The organism is Vibrio sp. Isolate25, from assembly GCF_022398025.1.
GTDB classification, from domain to species: Bacteria; Pseudomonadota; Gammaproteobacteria; order Enterobacterales; family Vibrionaceae; genus Vibrio; species Vibrio coralliilyticus_A.
Genome location: NZ_JAKEUT010000003.1, coordinates 150,256 through 167,205, shown reverse-complemented (window position 1 = coordinate 167,205; position 16,950 = coordinate 150,256). Strand labels below are relative to the sequence as shown.

Annotated in this window: 14 protein-coding genes and 2 pseudogenes; 13 read left to right on the top strand and 3 right to left on the bottom strand. The window is 45.2% G+C overall.

The window, feature by feature from the left end:
• Positions 1-10: 10 nt before the first annotated feature.
• Genes fliP through L1D15_RS10425 form a run of 3 tightly spaced genes read right to left on the bottom strand, consistent with a single transcriptional unit; the run spans position 11 to position 1,967 of the window.
• Positions 11-769 carry a flagellar type III secretion system pore protein FliP gene (gene fliP, locus L1D15_RS10435; RefSeq protein WP_239838150.1) on the bottom strand — a complete coding sequence of 253 codons (759 nt, stop codon included), beginning with the start codon at positions 767-769 and terminating at the stop codon, positions 11-13.
• A gap of 14 nt (positions 770-783) precedes the next feature.
• Positions 784-1,152 (bottom strand): flagellar motor switch protein FliN, encoded by a 369-nt coding sequence (fliN, locus tag L1D15_RS10430; RefSeq protein WP_239875547.1) that lies wholly within the window; start codon positions 1,150-1,152, stop codon positions 784-786.
• Positions 1,152-1,967 (bottom strand): FliM/FliN family flagellar motor C-terminal domain-containing protein, encoded by an 816-nt coding sequence (locus tag L1D15_RS10425; RefSeq protein WP_239875546.1) that lies wholly within the window; start codon positions 1,965-1,967, stop codon positions 1,152-1,154. Before L1D15_RS10425 ends, fliN begins: the two co-directional genes overlap by 1 nt.
• Before the next feature lie 413 nt (positions 1,968-2,380).
• Between L1D15_RS10425 and L1D15_RS10420 the strand changes: the two genes are divergently transcribed.
• The 13 genes and pseudogenes from L1D15_RS10420 (at position 2,381) to L1D15_RS10360 (ending at position 16,527) form a co-directional block, all read left to right on the top strand.
• The gene (locus tag L1D15_RS10420) at positions 2,381-3,289 is read left to right on the top strand and encodes an OmpA family protein (protein ID WP_239875545.1); all 909 of its coding nucleotides are present in this window, start codon (positions 2,381-2,383) and stop codon (positions 3,287-3,289) included.
• Positions 3,290-3,291: 2 nt separating this feature from the next.
• The gene (locus L1D15_RS10415; protein WP_239865543.1) at positions 3,292-4,623 is read left to right on the top strand and encodes a sigma-54 dependent transcriptional regulator; all 1,332 of its coding nucleotides are present in this window, start codon (positions 3,292-3,294) and stop codon (positions 4,621-4,623) included.
• A 12-nt stretch (positions 4,624-4,635) separates the two neighbouring features.
• A complete protein-coding gene (gene fliE, locus L1D15_RS10410; RefSeq protein ID WP_239838155.1) occupies positions 4,636-4,992 on the top strand; it encodes a flagellar hook-basal body complex protein FliE in 357 nt (118 codons plus the stop codon).
• A 3-nt stretch (positions 4,993-4,995) separates the two neighbouring features.
• Entirely contained in the window at positions 4,996-6,744 is a 1,749-nt protein-coding gene (gene fliF / locus L1D15_RS10405; RefSeq protein WP_239875544.1) for a flagellar basal-body MS-ring/collar protein FliF, read from the top strand.
• Positions 6,707-7,726 carry a flagellar motor switch protein FliG gene (locus L1D15_RS10400; RefSeq protein WP_239838157.1) on the top strand — a complete coding sequence of 340 codons (1,020 nt, stop codon included), beginning with the start codon at positions 6,707-6,709 and terminating at the stop codon, positions 7,724-7,726. Before fliF ends, L1D15_RS10400 begins: the two co-directional genes overlap by 38 nt.
• A 3-nt stretch (positions 7,727-7,729) precedes the next feature.
• Positions 7,730-8,479 (top strand): flagellar assembly protein FliH, encoded by a 750-nt coding sequence (gene fliH, locus L1D15_RS10395; protein ID WP_239875543.1) that lies wholly within the window; start codon positions 7,730-7,732, stop codon positions 8,477-8,479.
• Positions 8,472-9,818, top strand: coding sequence for a FliI/YscN family ATPase (locus L1D15_RS10390; protein ID WP_239875542.1), 1,347 nt, complete (start codon positions 8,472-8,474; stop codon positions 9,816-9,818). Before fliH ends, L1D15_RS10390 begins: the two co-directional genes overlap by 8 nt.
• Positions 9,819-9,828: 10 nt before the next feature.
• Positions 9,829-10,269, top strand: coding sequence for a flagellar export protein FliJ (locus tag L1D15_RS10385; protein WP_239875541.1), 441 nt, complete (start codon positions 9,829-9,831; stop codon positions 10,267-10,269).
• Positions 10,270-10,346: 77 nt separating this feature from the next.
• Positions 10,347-11,717, top strand: coding sequence for a hypothetical protein (locus tag L1D15_RS10380; protein ID WP_239875540.1), 1,371 nt, complete (start codon positions 10,347-10,349; stop codon positions 11,715-11,717).
• 179 nt (positions 11,718-11,896) lie between these two features.
• Positions 11,897-12,865 (top strand): M23 family metallopeptidase, encoded by a 969-nt coding sequence (locus tag L1D15_RS10375; RefSeq protein WP_239838162.1) that lies wholly within the window; start codon positions 11,897-11,899, stop codon positions 12,863-12,865.
• Positions 12,751-13,191, top strand: a complete 441-nt coding sequence (locus tag L1D15_RS10370) for a polymer-forming cytoskeletal protein (protein ID WP_239838163.1) — start codon at positions 12,751-12,753, stop codon at positions 13,189-13,191. Before L1D15_RS10375 ends, L1D15_RS10370 begins: the two co-directional genes overlap by 115 nt.
• Positions 13,192-13,379: 188 nt before the next feature.
• Positions 13,380-13,622: pseudogene (locus L1D15_RS10365) on the top strand (inovirus-type Gp2 protein); the annotation flags it as partial.
• A 353-nt stretch (positions 13,623-13,975) separates the two neighbouring features.
• Positions 13,976-16,527: pseudogene (locus L1D15_RS10360) on the top strand (LysM peptidoglycan-binding domain-containing protein).
• Positions 16,528-16,950 lie beyond the last annotated feature (423 nt).

The window sequence follows — 16,950 nt, the reverse complement described above, 5'->3', positions numbered from 1 at the left end:
GAACTCCTGTCTACCCAAAACTGGCGGATAATGTGCCGACCGTCATCGCCCAGCCATCGACTAGAACAAACACCACCAGTTTGAATGGAAGTGAGATGATCAGCGGTGATAGCATCATCATACCCATTGCCATCAGGACACTGGCGACGACAAGGTCAATGATTAGAAACGGAATAAACAGCATGAAGCCGATTTGAAAAGCGGTTTTGAGCTCACTGATGACAAAAGCGGGCAGTACCACTGCAAACGAGATGTCCTCCAACGCGGTATCGAGCGGCTCATTAGCAATGCGCAACATTTGTTCCAAGGATGTTTGCTGAGTTTGTGCCAACATGAAGTTTCGTACGGGCTTTTCTGCGACTGAAAACGCCTGCATTAAGGTAATTTCCCCTTTGTCGTATGGCTGGAAAGCATTTTGGTAAATATCTGTCCAGACAGGGCGCATGATCAGTAGGGAAAGCGCGAGTGCAATACCCACCAATACTCGGTTCGGTGGGCTTTGTTGGAGCCCTAAAGCCTGACGAAGGATTGCAAGAACCACAATAATGCGAGTAAAGCTGGTGGCCATCAGAATAAAAGCAGGGAGAAAACTCAACGCGGTCATCAATAACAGAATCTGCAGTTTTACACTGTATTCTTGCTGAGTAGCTCCGTCACTGACAGACAAAATGGTTAAGCCTGACTCATTCGCAACAGAAGGGAAAGCGAAGAGCAGGCTAACCAAGCCGATTAGGATCCCCCATCCTTGCAAGGAAGGTGACTTAGTCATGTTTCAGTGAACCCTTATTCAACTGCAGAGGTCAGAGCCGAATCGACAATATCAATCAATCTCAGGCCATATTTTTCGTTCACAACCACCACTTCAGCATGGCCCATCAACGATCCGTTGACTTTAACATCGAGGGGCTCGCCATTGAGTTTATCAAGCTCAATAACACTGCCTTCGCCAGCTTTCATTAGATCGCCCAAAGCAATATCTTTACTGGCGACTTCCAGAGTGACGGTAACCGGAATATTTTTGAAAAAGCTCAGATCACGTTCTGGTGTTGGTACCGCGGCATCGAGAATATCGGTGTGTGAATCTTCCAGTTGAAAATCATCAAAGTTCAGCTCTTCGCCATTAAATGTGGCAGTTTCTGTTGTCTCACTCATTAAAAAGAGTCCTTATCGTGATTAAGAATTAAAACTAGTTGCCCATCATTCTCTGCAACTCGACCAGAAAAAAGCTGTTCTTGGCCAATGCTCACAGGAGCGGAAGACAATAACTCGATGGGTAATATATCGTTAGGTTGCAGTGAAATGACTTCACTGAGCGGCATGGTTTTTTTACTAAGTAAGACATTGAGTTTGACGGGAGTCGAAGTAAGAGATTGGCAGAATGGCTCGTACATGGACTCTTTGGGTTGCAAATCCAATTGTTCGGTTAAGGTGGCGACAAGCTGTTCATCTAGCTTAAGGTGGATGGTACCTTGGTGGTCGTTGAGGTTGGCGTCAATGGTGGCGTGAAGGCCTGTCCCTTGTGCTGGCTCAAATTCACAGTCAGACCACATTTCTTCGGGTGCCAACCAGTTAATAATCAGTCTGCCAATTTTTTCCTGAAGTCGTAAATCACTGTTATTGAGTGAACTATGGCTTCTTTCCATCCTTGCGTTGTAAAAGCTATCAGCTAATTTAATCAGTATCTGACTATCGGTATAGATAAATACTCGCCCACCCTCGTCATGCCTAAAAGTACTGATAAAAGACTTATCCATTTCACTTGGTGTAAAAGTATGCAGTGAAACTTGATTTATATTGACATCTGCGTGATGTGTTTTTAACCAGTTTTGCAGCTCATAAGTCAGGCCGTTACACGAGGTGGATATTAAATCATCCAATCTGTCTCGAATTACGTGAATAGGTTTCCCTAAAGATTCTATGCTTAGAGTCTGATAGTCTGGAATAGATATCTTGCTGCTACTTTCCATTTATATTTTACCATGTCTTGACAAAGCGATTTTTAAATTTTCTAACTCAATTGGCGCAAGTCTACATAGAAAAATTTGTTATAAATAACCCCGTTTTATAAAATTTGTGACTTTACTCCATATGTTGATTTTAAGTCGTAATATATATCTTCTCATAAAAAATAAAACAGGTTAGTTTTCGATGTATACAAATGACGAATGATGATTTCTAGTTGTTATCAGTTTGTTGTTCTGTTTTATCTTTTTGGTTTTTAATGATTTTATTGATTTGTTACATGTTAATTACATTGTGCCAGTGCCTGAGGGTGGTGGTCGAAATGTAGACAATTATAAATTCACGAATTCAATGATATATCTTATTTAATTCTAATTAGATGATTCTTCTTTTTATTTAATGGCGCTCATATAACATCATGAATACTAAAGCTCAGAAAATATATTTATTAGCTTTACTCTTTCATTGTTCTTCTTTTGCTGACACTGAAGTAGAAGTTCCTATGGATGAAGTAGATTGGGTTTATAAAGGGAGTAGCTTAGCGTGTAATTTGGAGTATGAAGACTCTTCCTATGGGAAGTTTTATTTCCGCTCTGAAGAAGTGGGAAACATATATTTCCATACACAAGTAGAGAAGAATAATAAAAACTGGAATAGTGGGAAGTTATATAGTTATCCAGCGCCATGGAGTAATGAAAATGAACTTCTACTCATCAGTCAGAATGCGACTATTAATAATCAGCATTCTACTTTTAAGCATAATATGGCTGAATTGTTGAATAACATGGAAGCTGGACATTGGATAAAGTTTGCTTTTAGCGGAAGAAACGCTTCCGATTATAGAGCCTATATTCTCCCGACGATTCGAATTCAGACTGCTCTCACCCAATTTCGTCGCTGCCAATCCTCCTTACCAAGTATGTCCTATGCTCAAGCACGAAATATCACTCTCTCATTTGAGTTTGGCCAACGCCAACTAACCACCCAACAAACGAATACGCTTGATGCACTAAACACCTATCTTCGAGCCGATAACAATATCAGTAAAATTCTCATTGATGGTTATACCGACAACATTGGTTCCAAGGTGGCTAATTTAACCATCTCAAAGCAACGAGCCGAGTTGGTGGCTAAGGCACTTAAAAAATACGGTATAGAGGACGCAAGAATAGAAGTACGGTCTCATGGTCCTCGGTACCCCATCGCCAGTAATGCAACACCAGAAGGGCAAGCGAAGAATCGTCGTGTGACGTTAAGACTGGTACGCAATGATGAAGCAGTAATACCCACAAAAATTAAAAAAATTAACGAAATGGAAAAGGCTTAAAAATGACAGAGACAAATATCTTGTTAGTTGAGCCAAAGGATGAATTTGCTCAGCCAGTCATTAGAGTGTTAGAGGATTCAGGTTATCGAGTGACTCACGCTCGGACGGGGCGAAGTGCGCTGCTTGAAGGCGCGATGCCCATTACTTTGGTGAGTTCAAACCTGCCTGACATGTGTGTCAGAGAATTCGTCAGTTGTCATCAAAAGACATCGAGTAATGGAGTGGCTATAGCAATTGTTGAACAAGAGCAGGGAATTTTAGCCGCTGAAACCATGAAGGCTGGCGCGACGGATTATCTGCTTCGTCCTTTTGAAAATAGTCAGTTAGTCAACCTTTTACGCCGCGTTGAAGTGATTGGTAAACCAATGGCCAACATTGTTGCCGAGTCATGGCGGAGCAAACAGGTACTTCAGCTCGCTCACCGTGCAGCGTGTACGAATGCCAGTGTCTTGGTGACGGGAGAATCCGGCACCGGTAAAGAAGTGTTGGCGCGTTACGTCCACGAACATTCTCCACGCTCAAGTGGCCCATTCATCGCTGTAAACTGTGCCGCTATCCCCGAATCTATGCTTGAAGCTGTGTTGTTTGGCCATGTCAAAGGGGCTTTCACTGGGGCAACTCATTCTCAAAGCGGCAAGTTCGAAGAAGCGAATAATGGAACCATACTGCTGGATGAAATCGGTGAGATGACGCCTGCGGTTCAGGCCAAGCTTCTGCGTGTACTTCAAGAGCGCGAAGTAGAGCGAGTAGGCAGTCATAAGCCGATTCAACTTGATATTCGAGTGATTGCGGCGACAAACAAAGATCTGCGCGAAGAAGTGAAAAATGGCACGTTCCGCGAAGATCTTTACTATCGATTGGATGTATTACCCCTGCATTGGCCTCCTCTACGAGAGCGCAGTGAAGACATCTTACCTATCAGTCAGTTTTTTATTAACAAATATCAGGATGGCAGCCAATGTCATCTCTCCCAAGATGCCATGATGGCTCTTAGCCAGTATCACTGGCCTGGCAATATCCGAGAGCTGGAAAATGTTATCCAGCGTGCTTTGGTTATGCGACACGGTGACTACATTACCGCGCATGATCTGATGCTACCAGTTGAGCTCATCAGCCCAGTTGAAACAGCCACGCCTTCACAGAGCATGGGGCATGTTGAGGCTAAAAAACAGGCTGAATACCAGTACATTCTTGAACAACTTCGCCAGTATGGCGGCAATCGAACCAAGACGGCAAACGCACTTGGTGTCACAACGCGCGCTTTGCGCTACAAACTAGCGGCAATGCGCGAACAAGGTATTGATCTACAGTCGGCTCTAGGCTCGGCTGCTTAAGGAGGATAAGTTATGGCAAGTCAACCAATAAACAGTGCAATGACCGCAGAACAGCTAATGCTATCCAAAATGGATGCAATGCGTACTCAGATTCAACCCGAGTTCGCGGTTTCTGCCAATCCACTTGATGTGCAGCAGGTGAATCAGCCTCTCTCATTTTCCACCGCAATGACCAATGTGCTTGATACGGTTAATCAACACCAGTCGGCAGCCAGTCAAAAAATGACCGCAGTAGAGACAGGGAAAAGTGATGATTTAGTCGGAGCTATGATCGCTAGCCAGAAAGCCAGCCTGTCGTTCAATGCATTGATGCAGGTACGTAACAAGGTCGTGACCTCGTTTGAAGATATTATGAAGATGCCGGTGTAATCCATGTCAGACTTAACAACACAAGTTGCAGGTGGTGGAACATTTAGCGCTGCCAGTACGCAAACTTCCTCGACTCGGGGAATGGAAGATTTTACTCATAAATTAAAACAGTTGTGGTCAAACAGTCAGAGAAATCTGGTTCTGTCTGCTGTGCTAGCTGCCATTGTAGCGGCCATCATTGTGGTGGCCCTTTGGAGTTCAACGCAGAGCTACCGTCCGTTGTACAGTCAACAAGAAAGATTTGATACTGGTGAAATTGTTTCTGTTCTTGAATCCGAAGGTATCAATTACCGACTTCAAGAGCAAAATGGCCAAGTATTAGTGCCCGAAGGTGAAGTGGCTAAGATCAGAATGTTGTTGGCGGCAAAGGGTGTGAAAGCCAAGCTACCAACAGGTTTGGACTCACTCAAAGAAGACAGCTCGCTTGGCACCAGTCAGTTTATGGAAACTGCGCGCTATCGCCATGGTTTGGAAGGTGAATTGGTACGTACCATCATGTCTCTCAATGCAGTTTCCAATGCTCGTGTTCACCTAGCCATACCGAGACAAACGCTCTTTGTGAGACAAAACAGCGAAGCGCCTTCAGCATCAGTCATGCTTGAACTTAAACCGGGTGAAGATTTGAAGCCGGAGCAGGTCGAAGCGATCATTAATCTGGTTGTTGGCAGTGTGACAGGAATGAAGCCTGAGCTAGTCTCTGTGATTGATCAATATGGTCGCTTGCTCAGTGCCGATGTTGCCTCTGCGGAAGCCGGTAAGGTCAATGCCAAATATCTTGAGTATCAGAAGAACGTTGAGAAACAAATTATTCAGCGCGCGTCCGACATGCTAACTCCGATTGTTGGCCCGAGTAACTTTCGCGTGCAAGTGGCGGCGGATCTGGACTTCAGCCGGGTGGAAGAAACTCAAGAAATCCTGGATAACACGCCGATCGTCCGGAATGAGCACACCATCTCCAACAATTCGGTTGATCAGATTGCGTTAGGTGTTCCGGGAACATTGAGTAATCAGCCACCTGTAACCGGTGAAGTCCCGACCCAAGATAGCCAAAACACCAATGCTCGCTCTGAAGTCAATCGTCAGTATGCAGTGGGAAGTAGCGTGCGACGCACACACTATCAGCAGGGCCAGATTGAAAAGCTTAGTGTTTCTGTCTTGCTCAATGAGGCCGCGGCGCCGAATGGTACCGCTTGGACTGCGGACGAAAAAGCTCAGATTTCCACTATGGTCACAGATGCCGTGGGTATTGCCGCTGAGCGTGGCGACAGCCTCAGCTTAATGAGTTTTAGCTTTACACCACTCGCGATTGAGGCGCCACCGACCATTCCTTGGTGGCAAGACCCAACGATTCAGCAGCCAATGCGCTATGTGATTGGTGGCATGTTAGGTATGGCGATGATTTTCTTCGTGCTGCGTCCACTTATCATGCATTTGACCGGTGCGGACCTACGCTCTCAAGAGCTGGAATTTGCCGATCCACAAGAAGAGCCTATCTTCGACAATCTGCAAACACGTGAAGAGCGTGAACGTGAAGAGGCACTGAATCGCAAACTATCAGAAAAAGGTATTGCCGCTTCCTCTGGTTTAGATGTGGGTAATGATATGTTACCGCCAGCCGGTTCCCCACTAGAGATTCAGTTGAAACACCTACAGTTAATTGCCAACGAAGAACCTGAACGAGTCGCCGAAGTATTAAAACAATGGGTAAATGTGAATGAACACAGCAGAGTTAAAGCAAAAAGCAACGCTTAGTCATGTAGAACAAACCGCTCTGGTTCTTCTCGGCATGGGGGAAGATGCCGCAGCCAAAGTGCTGCGACACTTTACCCGGGACGAAACCCAGCGTGTGACCAAAGCAATGGCGAAATTGAGTGGGATAAAAAGTGATAGTGCCAACGGCGTTATCCAGCATTTCTTTGAAGATTTTCGTCAACATAGCGGTATTCGTGGTGCATCGAAAGAATACCTGTCGAATACACTGCGTAAAGCGTTGGGCAATGACTTAGCCAAGGGGCTTCTTAATAACCTATATGGTGATGAGGTCCGCAATAATATGCAGCGTTTGCAGTGGGTGGAAGCTGAGGTCTTAGCAAGATTTATCTCCCATGAGCACCCACAGATGCAGGCGATTTTTCTGGCTTATCTGCCCCCAGAAAGCTCATCCGCTGTGCTTAAGTATCTGCCGGAAGACCATCATGATGAACTTCTGTATCGGATTGCTCAGCTTCAGGATATCGATCATCAGGTTGCAAGCGATCTGAACGACCTGATTGAACGTTGCATTGAGCAGGTATCGGTTAGTCAGAGTGCACCGTTATCTGGAGTCAAGCAAGTGGCGGATATTATCAATCGCTTTGAAGGTGACCGTGGTTCACTGATGGAAATGCTCAAGTTGCACGATGAAGAAGTGGTGAGTGAAATTGAGCTGAACATGTTCGACTTTATGGTATTAGGTCGTCAGAGCGAAGAAACCATGGACCGATTGGTTCAGCAAGTCCCACTTGAGCTTTGGGGCTTGGCCCTGAAAGGGGCAGAGATTCTTCTTCAGCAATCCATTAAGAGCGCAATGCCGCAGCGCATGGTGAAAGCGCTCGAAGATGACATGGAAATTCGTGGCGCGGTGCCACTCAGTCGAGTTGAGCGAGCTAGGCAAGAAATCATGCAGATCGTACGTGAACTGGATGAGGCGGGTGAAATCGAACTCTTGCTTTATGATGAACCGACAGTGGAGTAAGGCATGTCAGTAGTGAAATCAAGTTTACTGCAAGTCCCAGCATCAGGTTATCGTATTCATCGTTTTCCGCCACTGGCGCAGCCAATGGCAAGCGATGATGAATTTGCCATCGATGATTCCTGGCAGGAATCCCAGATAGACCTTCAACAAAAGCTTGAAGAAGGCTTCCAGACTGGTCTCGAACAGGGGCATGAAGAAGGTCTTCGTCAAGGATTAAGCCAAGGGAAGCAGCAAGGCTTGTTGGAAGGCCAGAAAGAAGGGTTCCAGAAAGGCTTTGTATCTGGTGAACAATCAGGCAAACAGGCATTTCTTGAAGCAGCCAAACCGGTGAATGAGCTTTATCAAACCCTGTCACGTTGGCAGTCTGAGCGCGAGCAACAACAACGTCACATTATTTGCGAGCTGGTACAGAAAGTCGCACAACAGGTAATTCGAGCAGAGCTGACTTTGATGCCACAGCAAATTCTGGCACTTGTTGATGAAACACTTGAGGCAATGCCCGGAAAAACAGAGAAGGTGACGGTTCATCTTAACCCACAAGATCTTGACCGCATCACTCAAATCAATGCGGAATTGCCGAAAGAATGGAAGCTGGTCGCCAATTCAGAACTGCCGACTGGCGGGTGTCATTTGGTGACCGATGATGCTGAGGCGGACGCCAGCTGTGACTCGCGCTTACAAGCGTGCATGGATAACGTTAAAGAGCATTTGCTTGAAGAAGTGACACCAGCAGCAGAAGGTCATAATGAGTAATACGCTTGCTTTTGAACTCCTCTCTGAACGAACCAGTGAAGCGATAGCTTCACTGGATTCCATTCCTGTGGCGAGGGTCACGGGGCGGCTAGTGAAAGTAACCGGACTCATGCTTCAAGCGGTGGGGTGCCGTTTTAAGCTTGAGCAACGTTGCCTAGTTGAAACTGCAGAAGGTGACATGATTGAAGCGCAGGTCGTGGGTTTTGATCATACCATCGCTTATCTGATGCCCATTCGCCGCCTCGGTGGTTTGTTCGCGGGAGCGAAAGTGGTGCCGCTGGATGGGGACAGTACGGTTCAACTCAGCGACAACTGGATGGGACGAGTCGTCAATGGTCTAGGTGAAACTCTTGATGACGGCCCGGCATTACAAGGTGGTGATCGGGTATCTCTTGAACCTAAGCCGATCAATCCACTTAAGCGCAGGCCTGTTGATTCACCGCTCAATGTTGGGGTACGAGCGATTAATGGCTTGCTTACGGTGGGTAAAGGCCAGCGTATTGGGTTAATGGCTGGTAGTGGCGTGGGAAAAAGTGTTTTGATGGGAATGATCACTCAAAATACAGAAGCCGATGTCATTGTGGTGGGCCTTATTGGTGAGCGGGGCCGTGAAGTGCGTGAGTTCATTGAATCGAACCTCACCCCCGAAGCGCGTGAGAAAGCCGTTATTATCGCAGCACCGGCAGATGAATCACCTTTAATGCGTCTTAGAGCCACACTGTTATGCCATCGAGTGGCTGAGTATTTTCGTGATAAAGGTAAAGATGTCTTATTAATGATGGATTCTTTAACCCGTTACGCGATGGCTCAGCGGGAAATTGCGCTTTCTCTGGGGGAGCCGCCTGCCACACGTGGTTATCCACCATCGGTGTTTAATGTCTTGCCACAGTTACTTGAGCGTGCTGGGAACAGTGAAAACCAAAACGGTAGTCTGACTGCCATCTATACCATTCTTGCCGCAGGTGATGATCAGCAAGATCCGGTGGTCGACTCGGCTCGCGCCATTCTTGATGGTCATGTTGTTTTATCACGTAAATTGGCAGAGCAAGGGCACTACCCAGCGATTGATATCAATGCATCAATCAGCCGTTGTATGACGGCTTGCGCGCAGCCTGCACATTTGACTGTGGCTAATGAATTTCGCAGGGCCTACTCGAACTACCTTCAGGTTAAAGATTTATTGCCACTTGGAGGTTACCAACCAGGGCAAGATCCTGAACTGGATCGCTCAGTGGCTTTGTATCCACAATTGACCGAGTACCTTCAGCAAGCGGCAGATTGTTCTGTGGATTTTCCTCAAAGCCTGACAGAGCTGGCACAGCTGTTTCAATCAAACTAGGAAGTAACGTATGGAAGCAAAATTGCGTGCTGTGGAGAAGTTTCAGAAAATTCAGCGAAAACATCGAGATAGGATGTCAACGCAGTTGGAATCGCTGCGTCAACAGCACACACTAGCCCAGCTGCGTTTACAACAGCTTATGGACCTCAAAAGCCAGACTCAGCCACGATCGAGTACTGCAACGTCTTTGCACCGAGAGGCACTGCTCAATCGCAGTCGTGTCGATCAGATGCTTCATAGGTTGATTGTCCATCAGGAGCACGAGCAGGAGGTAATGCAAGCGCAGTGCACATCATTGCAAAAGCAGCTGGAAATTAAACATTTTAGAGTTAAAGGTCTAGAAAGCACCCTTAAAGGTTGGAAGGAAGAGCACAATTCTGACATTCGATATAAGGAAGAGCTCGCGTTAGAAGAGATTATCAATAGCCGATTCGTGCAAAAAGCTCAATAATTCGTCACCCGCAAGGCTTTGCGTCACCTTAAACGGCATCAAGCCTAATTAACCTAAGGAAGGAGAGAAAGGTTGGTATGCTTAAGTTAAGAGATGCAAATGTCCTTATTATCAAAGAATTTCCCAACAAAAACATCAGTATATCTAGTCTTATGCTGTCATTGGGAATCAAACAACACAAGATAATCCATCTTAATTCTCCTCATGAAGCGCTCAATCGGACGTTCCATGGTCGGTTTGATATTCTGATTTGCGATCAAAGCTTTCGCAAAAACACCGTAAAGTCACAGGATGTGGTTCTTGAGCTGAGGAAAGCGAATACCATTGATGAGCGTTCGACAATCATTATGGATTGTTCTGATAGCAGTCTCCGTGACAGTTCTTACTACTTGGGTGATGTTCACCTTAAACCTGAGGATAATCAGCGAGATATTAGCGTTTTGATCCGCAAGGTGTTTGAGAAGAAGAACAAAGTATGGCCGCTGTTGCAGCGTAACGATCTTGAATGTGCTGACGAGATAGCAAAACGCTACCAATTCTTTGAGCAGCACTACGTTGAGTATCAGTACGATTTCAAACTCAATCGAGCTCATCACCATCTGGTGAAACGTGAGCTTAAGCAAGCAACTGAGTTATACGGAGCCTTGATAAAAGAAGCCGGTAAGCGAGATTATTCCCTAGAGATTAGCCTGTTTCTCAATGCTCTGGTGTTAAATGCGCAGTCAGACGACGCACTAGAACTGTATAACAAGTTTAATTCAGCCAAGTTTCAACTCGGTCAGCCATTTGATGAGATAGGAACGTTGCTGATGTTGAAAAATGGCAACATCCAGGAGGCTTATCGCTTGCTGAGTCGGTCAGGCTCACGCTGGGGTCTGAATTTGGCTCAGCAGACATCGTTGGCGCTGATGAGTATTACCGCCGGCCGACATGATGATGCTTTGGTGCATTTTTCCTCTGGTCTTAATGCGGCCAAGCTGATTAACCGAGGTGTTGCCCAACACACACTAAATTATCTGTTTGCGTTGTTAATGCTTTGGATGCGAAGTGAAGAAGGGAGCGGCTTGTATGGGAAGAAGTTTGACCAGGTTGTTAAAGAAATTTCTCGCTATAAGCTCACAGAGAGCGAAAGCCAGCATTTGGCGTTGATTCAACTCCATGCTGAATTTCTTACGGGGGCTCGTCAAAGTGCAGAGTCTGTATTGGATAGCTTTACCCGCAAGCTGGACAAAGTGAGTAGTGTGGCGAAAATCCACGCACTGTACCTTTCTACTGGGCTATCCAACAAAGATAATTTGACCCTCATTGTTGATAATCTTATCCATCATGACAGCGTGTTCATGTTTGACCCCCTTCCACCAGTTTGTGCGGCGTTGGTTAAATGTATTGCCTTTAAACAATTTGCCAGTGACATGAAGCGTTTTCATCGCGAGAAAGTTGCGGAGTAATTTTCTCGCTGTTTTTCGTACCAAAATAGGCAAAGCGACCTGTTTTGACCTGCAATTAAATTCGATTTTTATCTCTGGGATAAGGTTTCCGAATTGGAAACCTGCCTCTTTTCGCGTTGTTCTGCCCTGATAGAATTCCTTGCACTTGAATGATTGTAAGACTGTGTCATTGAGAAAATATGGAATCTAATCACTTAACCGTTATGGTCACAGGCATTGATGGGACGCGCTTTTTTAATCTTTCGTTCCGCGCCATAACCGGGATTAAGTATTCTCTGTTATTCATTGTTGTGGTGTTTTGCACGCTGCTTGGGCTTTTGTCTATGCTCGCTGGGGATGCCTCAGATTCTGAGCGAGAAAAAAGTGAGTTGTTGAGTAAGACCTATTCTCTTGAGAAAGAGTTGGTACGTTCTCATGAATTTCAGAGTGATTTAGAGAGCCACCTGACAAAGAAGAAGAATGATCTCGCTTATGTGACGGACAAGCTGCGTGATATTGAGTCTGCGTTGGCGCTTTCTAACGAGTCTTTAGATTTAAGAGATCGAGTGGATAGTGCCGCACTTAGTACCGCTGTTCGTCACCAAATGATGCAGTTGATACCCAATGGTCGACCTGTGAAATCTGGTTATCTTTCTTCCCATTATGGCCGCCGGGTACATCCCGTAACCAAAATGAAGACTATGCATCATGGTATTGACTATGCGGTGAATGCAGGTACGCCAATTTATGCTCCTGCAGATGGCATTATTGAAGTGGCGAGAAAGAGTAATAAAGGCTCAGGTAATTTCTTAAAACTAGCGCACTCATTTGGCTTTACTTCTTCTTATTCTCACTTGAGTGCATTCAAGGTGCAACGTGGAGATTACGTTAAAAAGGGTGATTTGATTGGCTTGTCAGGTAACTCTGGGTTGTCGACTGGGTATCACCTTCATTATGAGGTTCGTTTGGTGGGGCGCTCTCTGGATCCTTTGCCTTTCACTAAATGGGAAATGAACAACTTTGACTCGATTTTCGAATCGAATAAGGACGTAAAATGGGATTACTTGGTAAACAGAATAGAGAATCAAATAGCCACTGCTCTCAAACTGTCATCGCGGAAGGAGGCTACATTGAAGGACAACTCAAGCTTACTTGTCACATCCAGATAGATGGACAAATAAAGGGCAGTATTGAAACCGATCGAAGTGTCACTATCAGTGCGACGGGCTCAGTGGATGGTTCAATTCGAGCCGAGCGTTTAATCGTTAATGGTCGCTTTCTTGGCAAGGTGTACACCAAAAGCTTGGAGATTCTTGAGCACGGTTACCTTGAAGGGGAGGTGTCTGCCACAGAGTTCACTATTCAGAAAGGCGGTGTCTTTCTTGGGAATTCAAAGAATGTCTCCACAGAAGAAGTTGTGAATCTAGACGCTGCGAAAAAGACATCAAAACCAAAGGCGAAAACAGAACAAGGTAAAGTCGAGCAGTGCGCTTGAGTCGTTACTAGGCTCTTTAAAACGAAAAAAGACGTCCTAGGACGTCTTTTTCTTGAATTTGGCTCCCCCTGCGGGACTCGAACCCAAATAGATAGATACTATTTCCTGCTTGGTCTAAGCCTGTGCTGAGACAGTTTAGGTGTAGGGCAAATGACCTATCTGTGCACCTAAAGTCAGTTGCTAGCTTTATTAACAATTACTTTATGCTGCTTAAAGAAAAGCTCGATACGGGTTCAGTGTTCTATGTATGGCGCAAGCGAGAGGACAAGGTGCCGTCACACAACTATCGCGTGATGTTGTTTACTGACTACAGCAAACATTTTGTCCTCACCATATGCTGGGACAAGCGCAACGAATTGGTTGAGCACCTCAAAGAGGCTTGGCAAGAAGCGATAGAGGAGCACTACAGCGGCAAAGCGCGCTCATTGGTATTACTTGACACCCCCAACTTTGTACAGAAAGGAGCCATTAGTATATTGGTCAGCTTATTCTAATTCTGAGTTGGGCGTGTCTGTTAATCACTCGAAGTCACTGATAATAATAACACTTAGGTGTGATTCCATGATGTAGCGTGTAAGGCTGGGACGCAACGAGTGCAGCTACAAAGTTACCTATTTGAGTATCGATGCACGAAAGAGATAAATCCTATTGATGAGTGAATTACTAACGTGAGGAACTGAAGGAACAACGGTCACACTCTTGCGCATTGCTGAGAACAAATAGAGTTTATCAGCCCTGCTCCCTCTATGGATTGAGTAGAATAGGCCTCATTAAAAAAGTGGTAGTGGAATTAACAGTGAGTTACAGAGTAGTACGGCTAACGGAGCTGATGACGCATGAGTTCAGTCAAGTCGAAGGGGATATAGAAAGGTTAACGGAAAGGGCACTTAGCTCTGCAATCCCTCATGGGATGAGTTTCTCTCACTTTATAGACAAACTCAAAAGTGGTGAATTGGCCTTGTTGACGGACACTCCATCTAAGCCAGTGATGCTTAGAAATGGAATGAGTAAATCGTGGAGTTTGTCTACTGAAGGGCAAGAGGCCTTATCGCCAGAGGCAAAAAATGCCTTTCTCTCTAGAGCGAAGATATCTCGTGGAGCGGTAACTAGAGCAGCGTCAAGTCAAAGTCGTGCGGCATACGCTCCAAGCATCGAAGATACCTATGTCCCTAGCCCATCAAGCCTGATACTTCTGATGCTCCACCCCAACTCAATTATGAATATTGCTTTGAGATAGCGTGCTCTGAGGACACATTCAAAAAAAGCGTGGGCTGTGCGTTTCAACTGGGCAAGACCAAACAAGAAGCTATGATTGGTCGCTGGCAAACTGAGCCCACGGAACACGGTACTAAATACACCGCCCATACTGCCTTTGATGAGCCGAAAAAATTGTTTGCGAAAGTGGCGAACAACTCAATGGGTATCAGTGTGCCTGAAAGTGTGCAGGTCAAGCCGATAGGCTCAGGTGTAGTGAGGGAGGCTTTTATTCCAGTTATCCCATCAGTGCAGCTAGGGGAGCGTTTAGGGTTGCCGACGGAAGGTTATTATTACCACTTTCATAATGGCCGTTTGGTTCAAGAATACAAGCTGCTGGGTGAGGGCAAGTGGGCGTTCTATGCCACATGCTCCACTCATGAACGATTGAATGATGAGCAGGGTTACAATCGCCTTCAAAATGCTATCTTAGTGTACTGGAAACTCGCAGGCCAAGACGTTGAAAACCAGAGCCTTGTTTACCTTGAACAGCAAATCACCCGAGAAGAGCTCGATAACCTCAATGACGACTGGTTGGCTCAGCATGGTATCAAGCTCGAAATCAGTGAGCTTTTTACGGCACTAAAACAGCCTCTCGTCGAAAGGCAAACCACTCAACCAGTGGAAACGGGTAAAGCCGAGAGCAAACCAGAAACTCATACCGTTGGGACGGGCTCAAACACTAATCAACGGGAATCATGGGGAGTCATTGCAGAGCAATATGGTTTGTCGGCTAAACAGTTACTTAATTTGAATCCGCAATACAATGCCGATCCGATGTCGTTGAAAGTTGGGGATACGCTCACGGTTCAAGAGCCTGTGCATCTTGATACTACCAAAACAGTGCAACGTGCATTACCACCTGTGGGCCCCAAGACATACAATCGCTCAGCAAACACTCACTATGCTTACAACGGCAATTTTCAAGGGACGTCAGTCACACCTATCAGTAGTGAGGGTATTGTAAATAACGACCTTGCTGTGGCAAACATAGTAAGCATCTCTCCTCAGGATGTCGATGATGTGTATCTTGTCTTCGCCGATAAAAAAATGAGTGTGGAAGATTTTGCACAAGAAACCTATCTGTCGAAAGACGAAAATATTATTGATCATATATTTGAATCAAACCCTCACCTTAAACGTAGCTTCAGTCAGATTATTGAAGGAATGCCTTTAGTTGTGTCTCCATGGGTAGAAAAACATCCAGATGAAGAATTAGCGATCAATCAAGCCAGTGAGCTTATGACTGACTTTTTGCAGCTTTCTAGTGAAGAAAAGAAATGGTTTGCAGAACATCATGAAACAGCAACTAATGCTTTACTTGTTGCCGCGACATCCGATCTAGATGTTTACCAAGGTGAGCCAGCATCAATAGGCCCTAGTGGTTTTAGTTTAAATAACATCGTTGCAGGAGCGGGAGCCGTGGTTGCAGGAGCTCAGGTCCAAGGAAATAAGCTAAGCCAGCGAATGAAGTCATTTGCAGAGTATTCACGTTATATTGCAGAGAAGACTAAAGGCTTATCAGGGCAAGCGCTTTATTCTAATCCTGACTATAAGGCATGGAGAAAAGAAGCCAGAGCATTTCAAAGTGAGATTAAATCGATTCTCTCTGAGGTTGGTAAACCAGGTTACATTAAAAATGTTCAAGCGAAACGTATCAATGACTATCTTAATGTCGGTAAGCGACAATTGTATCGCGCGAAAGATTTCTCTAAGGCAGTCTCTGGGATTGAGATGACTAGTTTGTATAAGCAAGCAATGTCTTTCAGTCGATTTTTGGGTGTTGCTAATGGGTTAGTGATTGGAGCAGGCTTGTATGGTAACGCTGTGGATGTGGCAAAGACATGCAATACTAGTGGTTGGTTTGAGGAAGCTTGCAATCGAAGTGTTGTTAGGAATAGTACATCAGGTCTTACAAACGTTTTGGGGGGACTTGCTATAGGATGGGGAATCGCTCTTATACCTGTAACTGGAGGGTTATCAATTGCATTGGTTGCTGGTGGCTCTTTTATCTGGGGAATGTATGGAGGAGAGCTCTCGAACGAAACAGGGAAAGTAATTGAGGAAATGATTTTTGATTGATCTAGCTATTAAAACCGGTGTGTTACTTCTGGTAGTAGGTGGGTTCCCATACGTTGCCTTGAATATCTACTTATCAATAAAGCTTCGGAAGCGAAAATACGAGATTATTCATAGCACAGTGAATTGTGCTCCATCTAAGTTTAGAGAACGAGCTAAATTTATTTTAGAGAGTAATATTTCTTGGGTTTTTGCTAGTTCTACAAGTCATATATTGTACGCATATCTCATGCTTAGGTACGCTTGGCGAATACCGAAGGCAGAGATTCAAGAGTGGCGTCAAAGCATCAAATCTATTTATGGATCTGATTATCCTTTGTTTAGATTTTCGACTGTATTGATTAATATGTGGCTAACAGGTCTTCCCGTTTTATTATTGATTGCTTTTCGTGGATAAGCTTTTTAACAGATAACATATACTTTAAA

Bases quoted from the DNA above. Each gene is read 5' to 3' on its own strand.
- fliP (WP_239838150.1), bottom strand. From the start codon at position 769: ATGACTAAGTCACCTTCCTTGCAAGGATGGGGGATCCTAATCGGCTTG.
- fliN (WP_239875547.1), bottom strand. From the start codon at position 1,152: ATGAGTGAGACAACAGAAACTGCCACATTTAATGGCGAAGAGCTGAAC.
- L1D15_RS10425 (WP_239875546.1), bottom strand. From the start codon at position 1,967: ATGGAAAGTAGCAGCAAGATATCTATTCCAGACTATCAGACTCTAAGC.
- L1D15_RS10420 (WP_239875545.1), top strand. From the start codon at position 2,381: ATGAATACTAAAGCTCAGAAAATATATTTATTAGCTTTACTCTTTCAT.
- L1D15_RS10415 (WP_239865543.1), top strand. From the start codon at position 3,292: ATGACAGAGACAAATATCTTGTTAGTTGAGCCAAAGGATGAATTTGCT.
- fliE (WP_239838155.1), top strand. From the start codon at position 4,636: ATGGCAAGTCAACCAATAAACAGTGCAATGACCGCAGAACAGCTAATG.
- fliF (WP_239875544.1), top strand. From the start codon at position 4,996: ATGTCAGACTTAACAACACAAGTTGCAGGTGGTGGAACATTTAGCGCT.
- L1D15_RS10400 (WP_239838157.1), top strand. From the start codon at position 6,707: ATGAACACAGCAGAGTTAAAGCAAAAAGCAACGCTTAGTCATGTAGAA.
- fliH (WP_239875543.1), top strand. From the start codon at position 7,730: ATGTCAGTAGTGAAATCAAGTTTACTGCAAGTCCCAGCATCAGGTTAT.
- L1D15_RS10390 (WP_239875542.1), top strand. From the start codon at position 8,472: ATGAGTAATACGCTTGCTTTTGAACTCCTCTCTGAACGAACCAGTGAA.
- L1D15_RS10385 (WP_239875541.1), top strand. From the start codon at position 9,829: ATGGAAGCAAAATTGCGTGCTGTGGAGAAGTTTCAGAAAATTCAGCGA.
- L1D15_RS10380 (WP_239875540.1), top strand. From the start codon at position 10,347: ATGCTTAAGTTAAGAGATGCAAATGTCCTTATTATCAAAGAATTTCCC.
- L1D15_RS10375 (WP_239838162.1), top strand. From the start codon at position 11,897: ATGGAATCTAATCACTTAACCGTTATGGTCACAGGCATTGATGGGACG.
- L1D15_RS10370 (WP_239838163.1), top strand. From the start codon at position 12,751: ATGGGATTACTTGGTAAACAGAATAGAGAATCAAATAGCCACTGCTCT.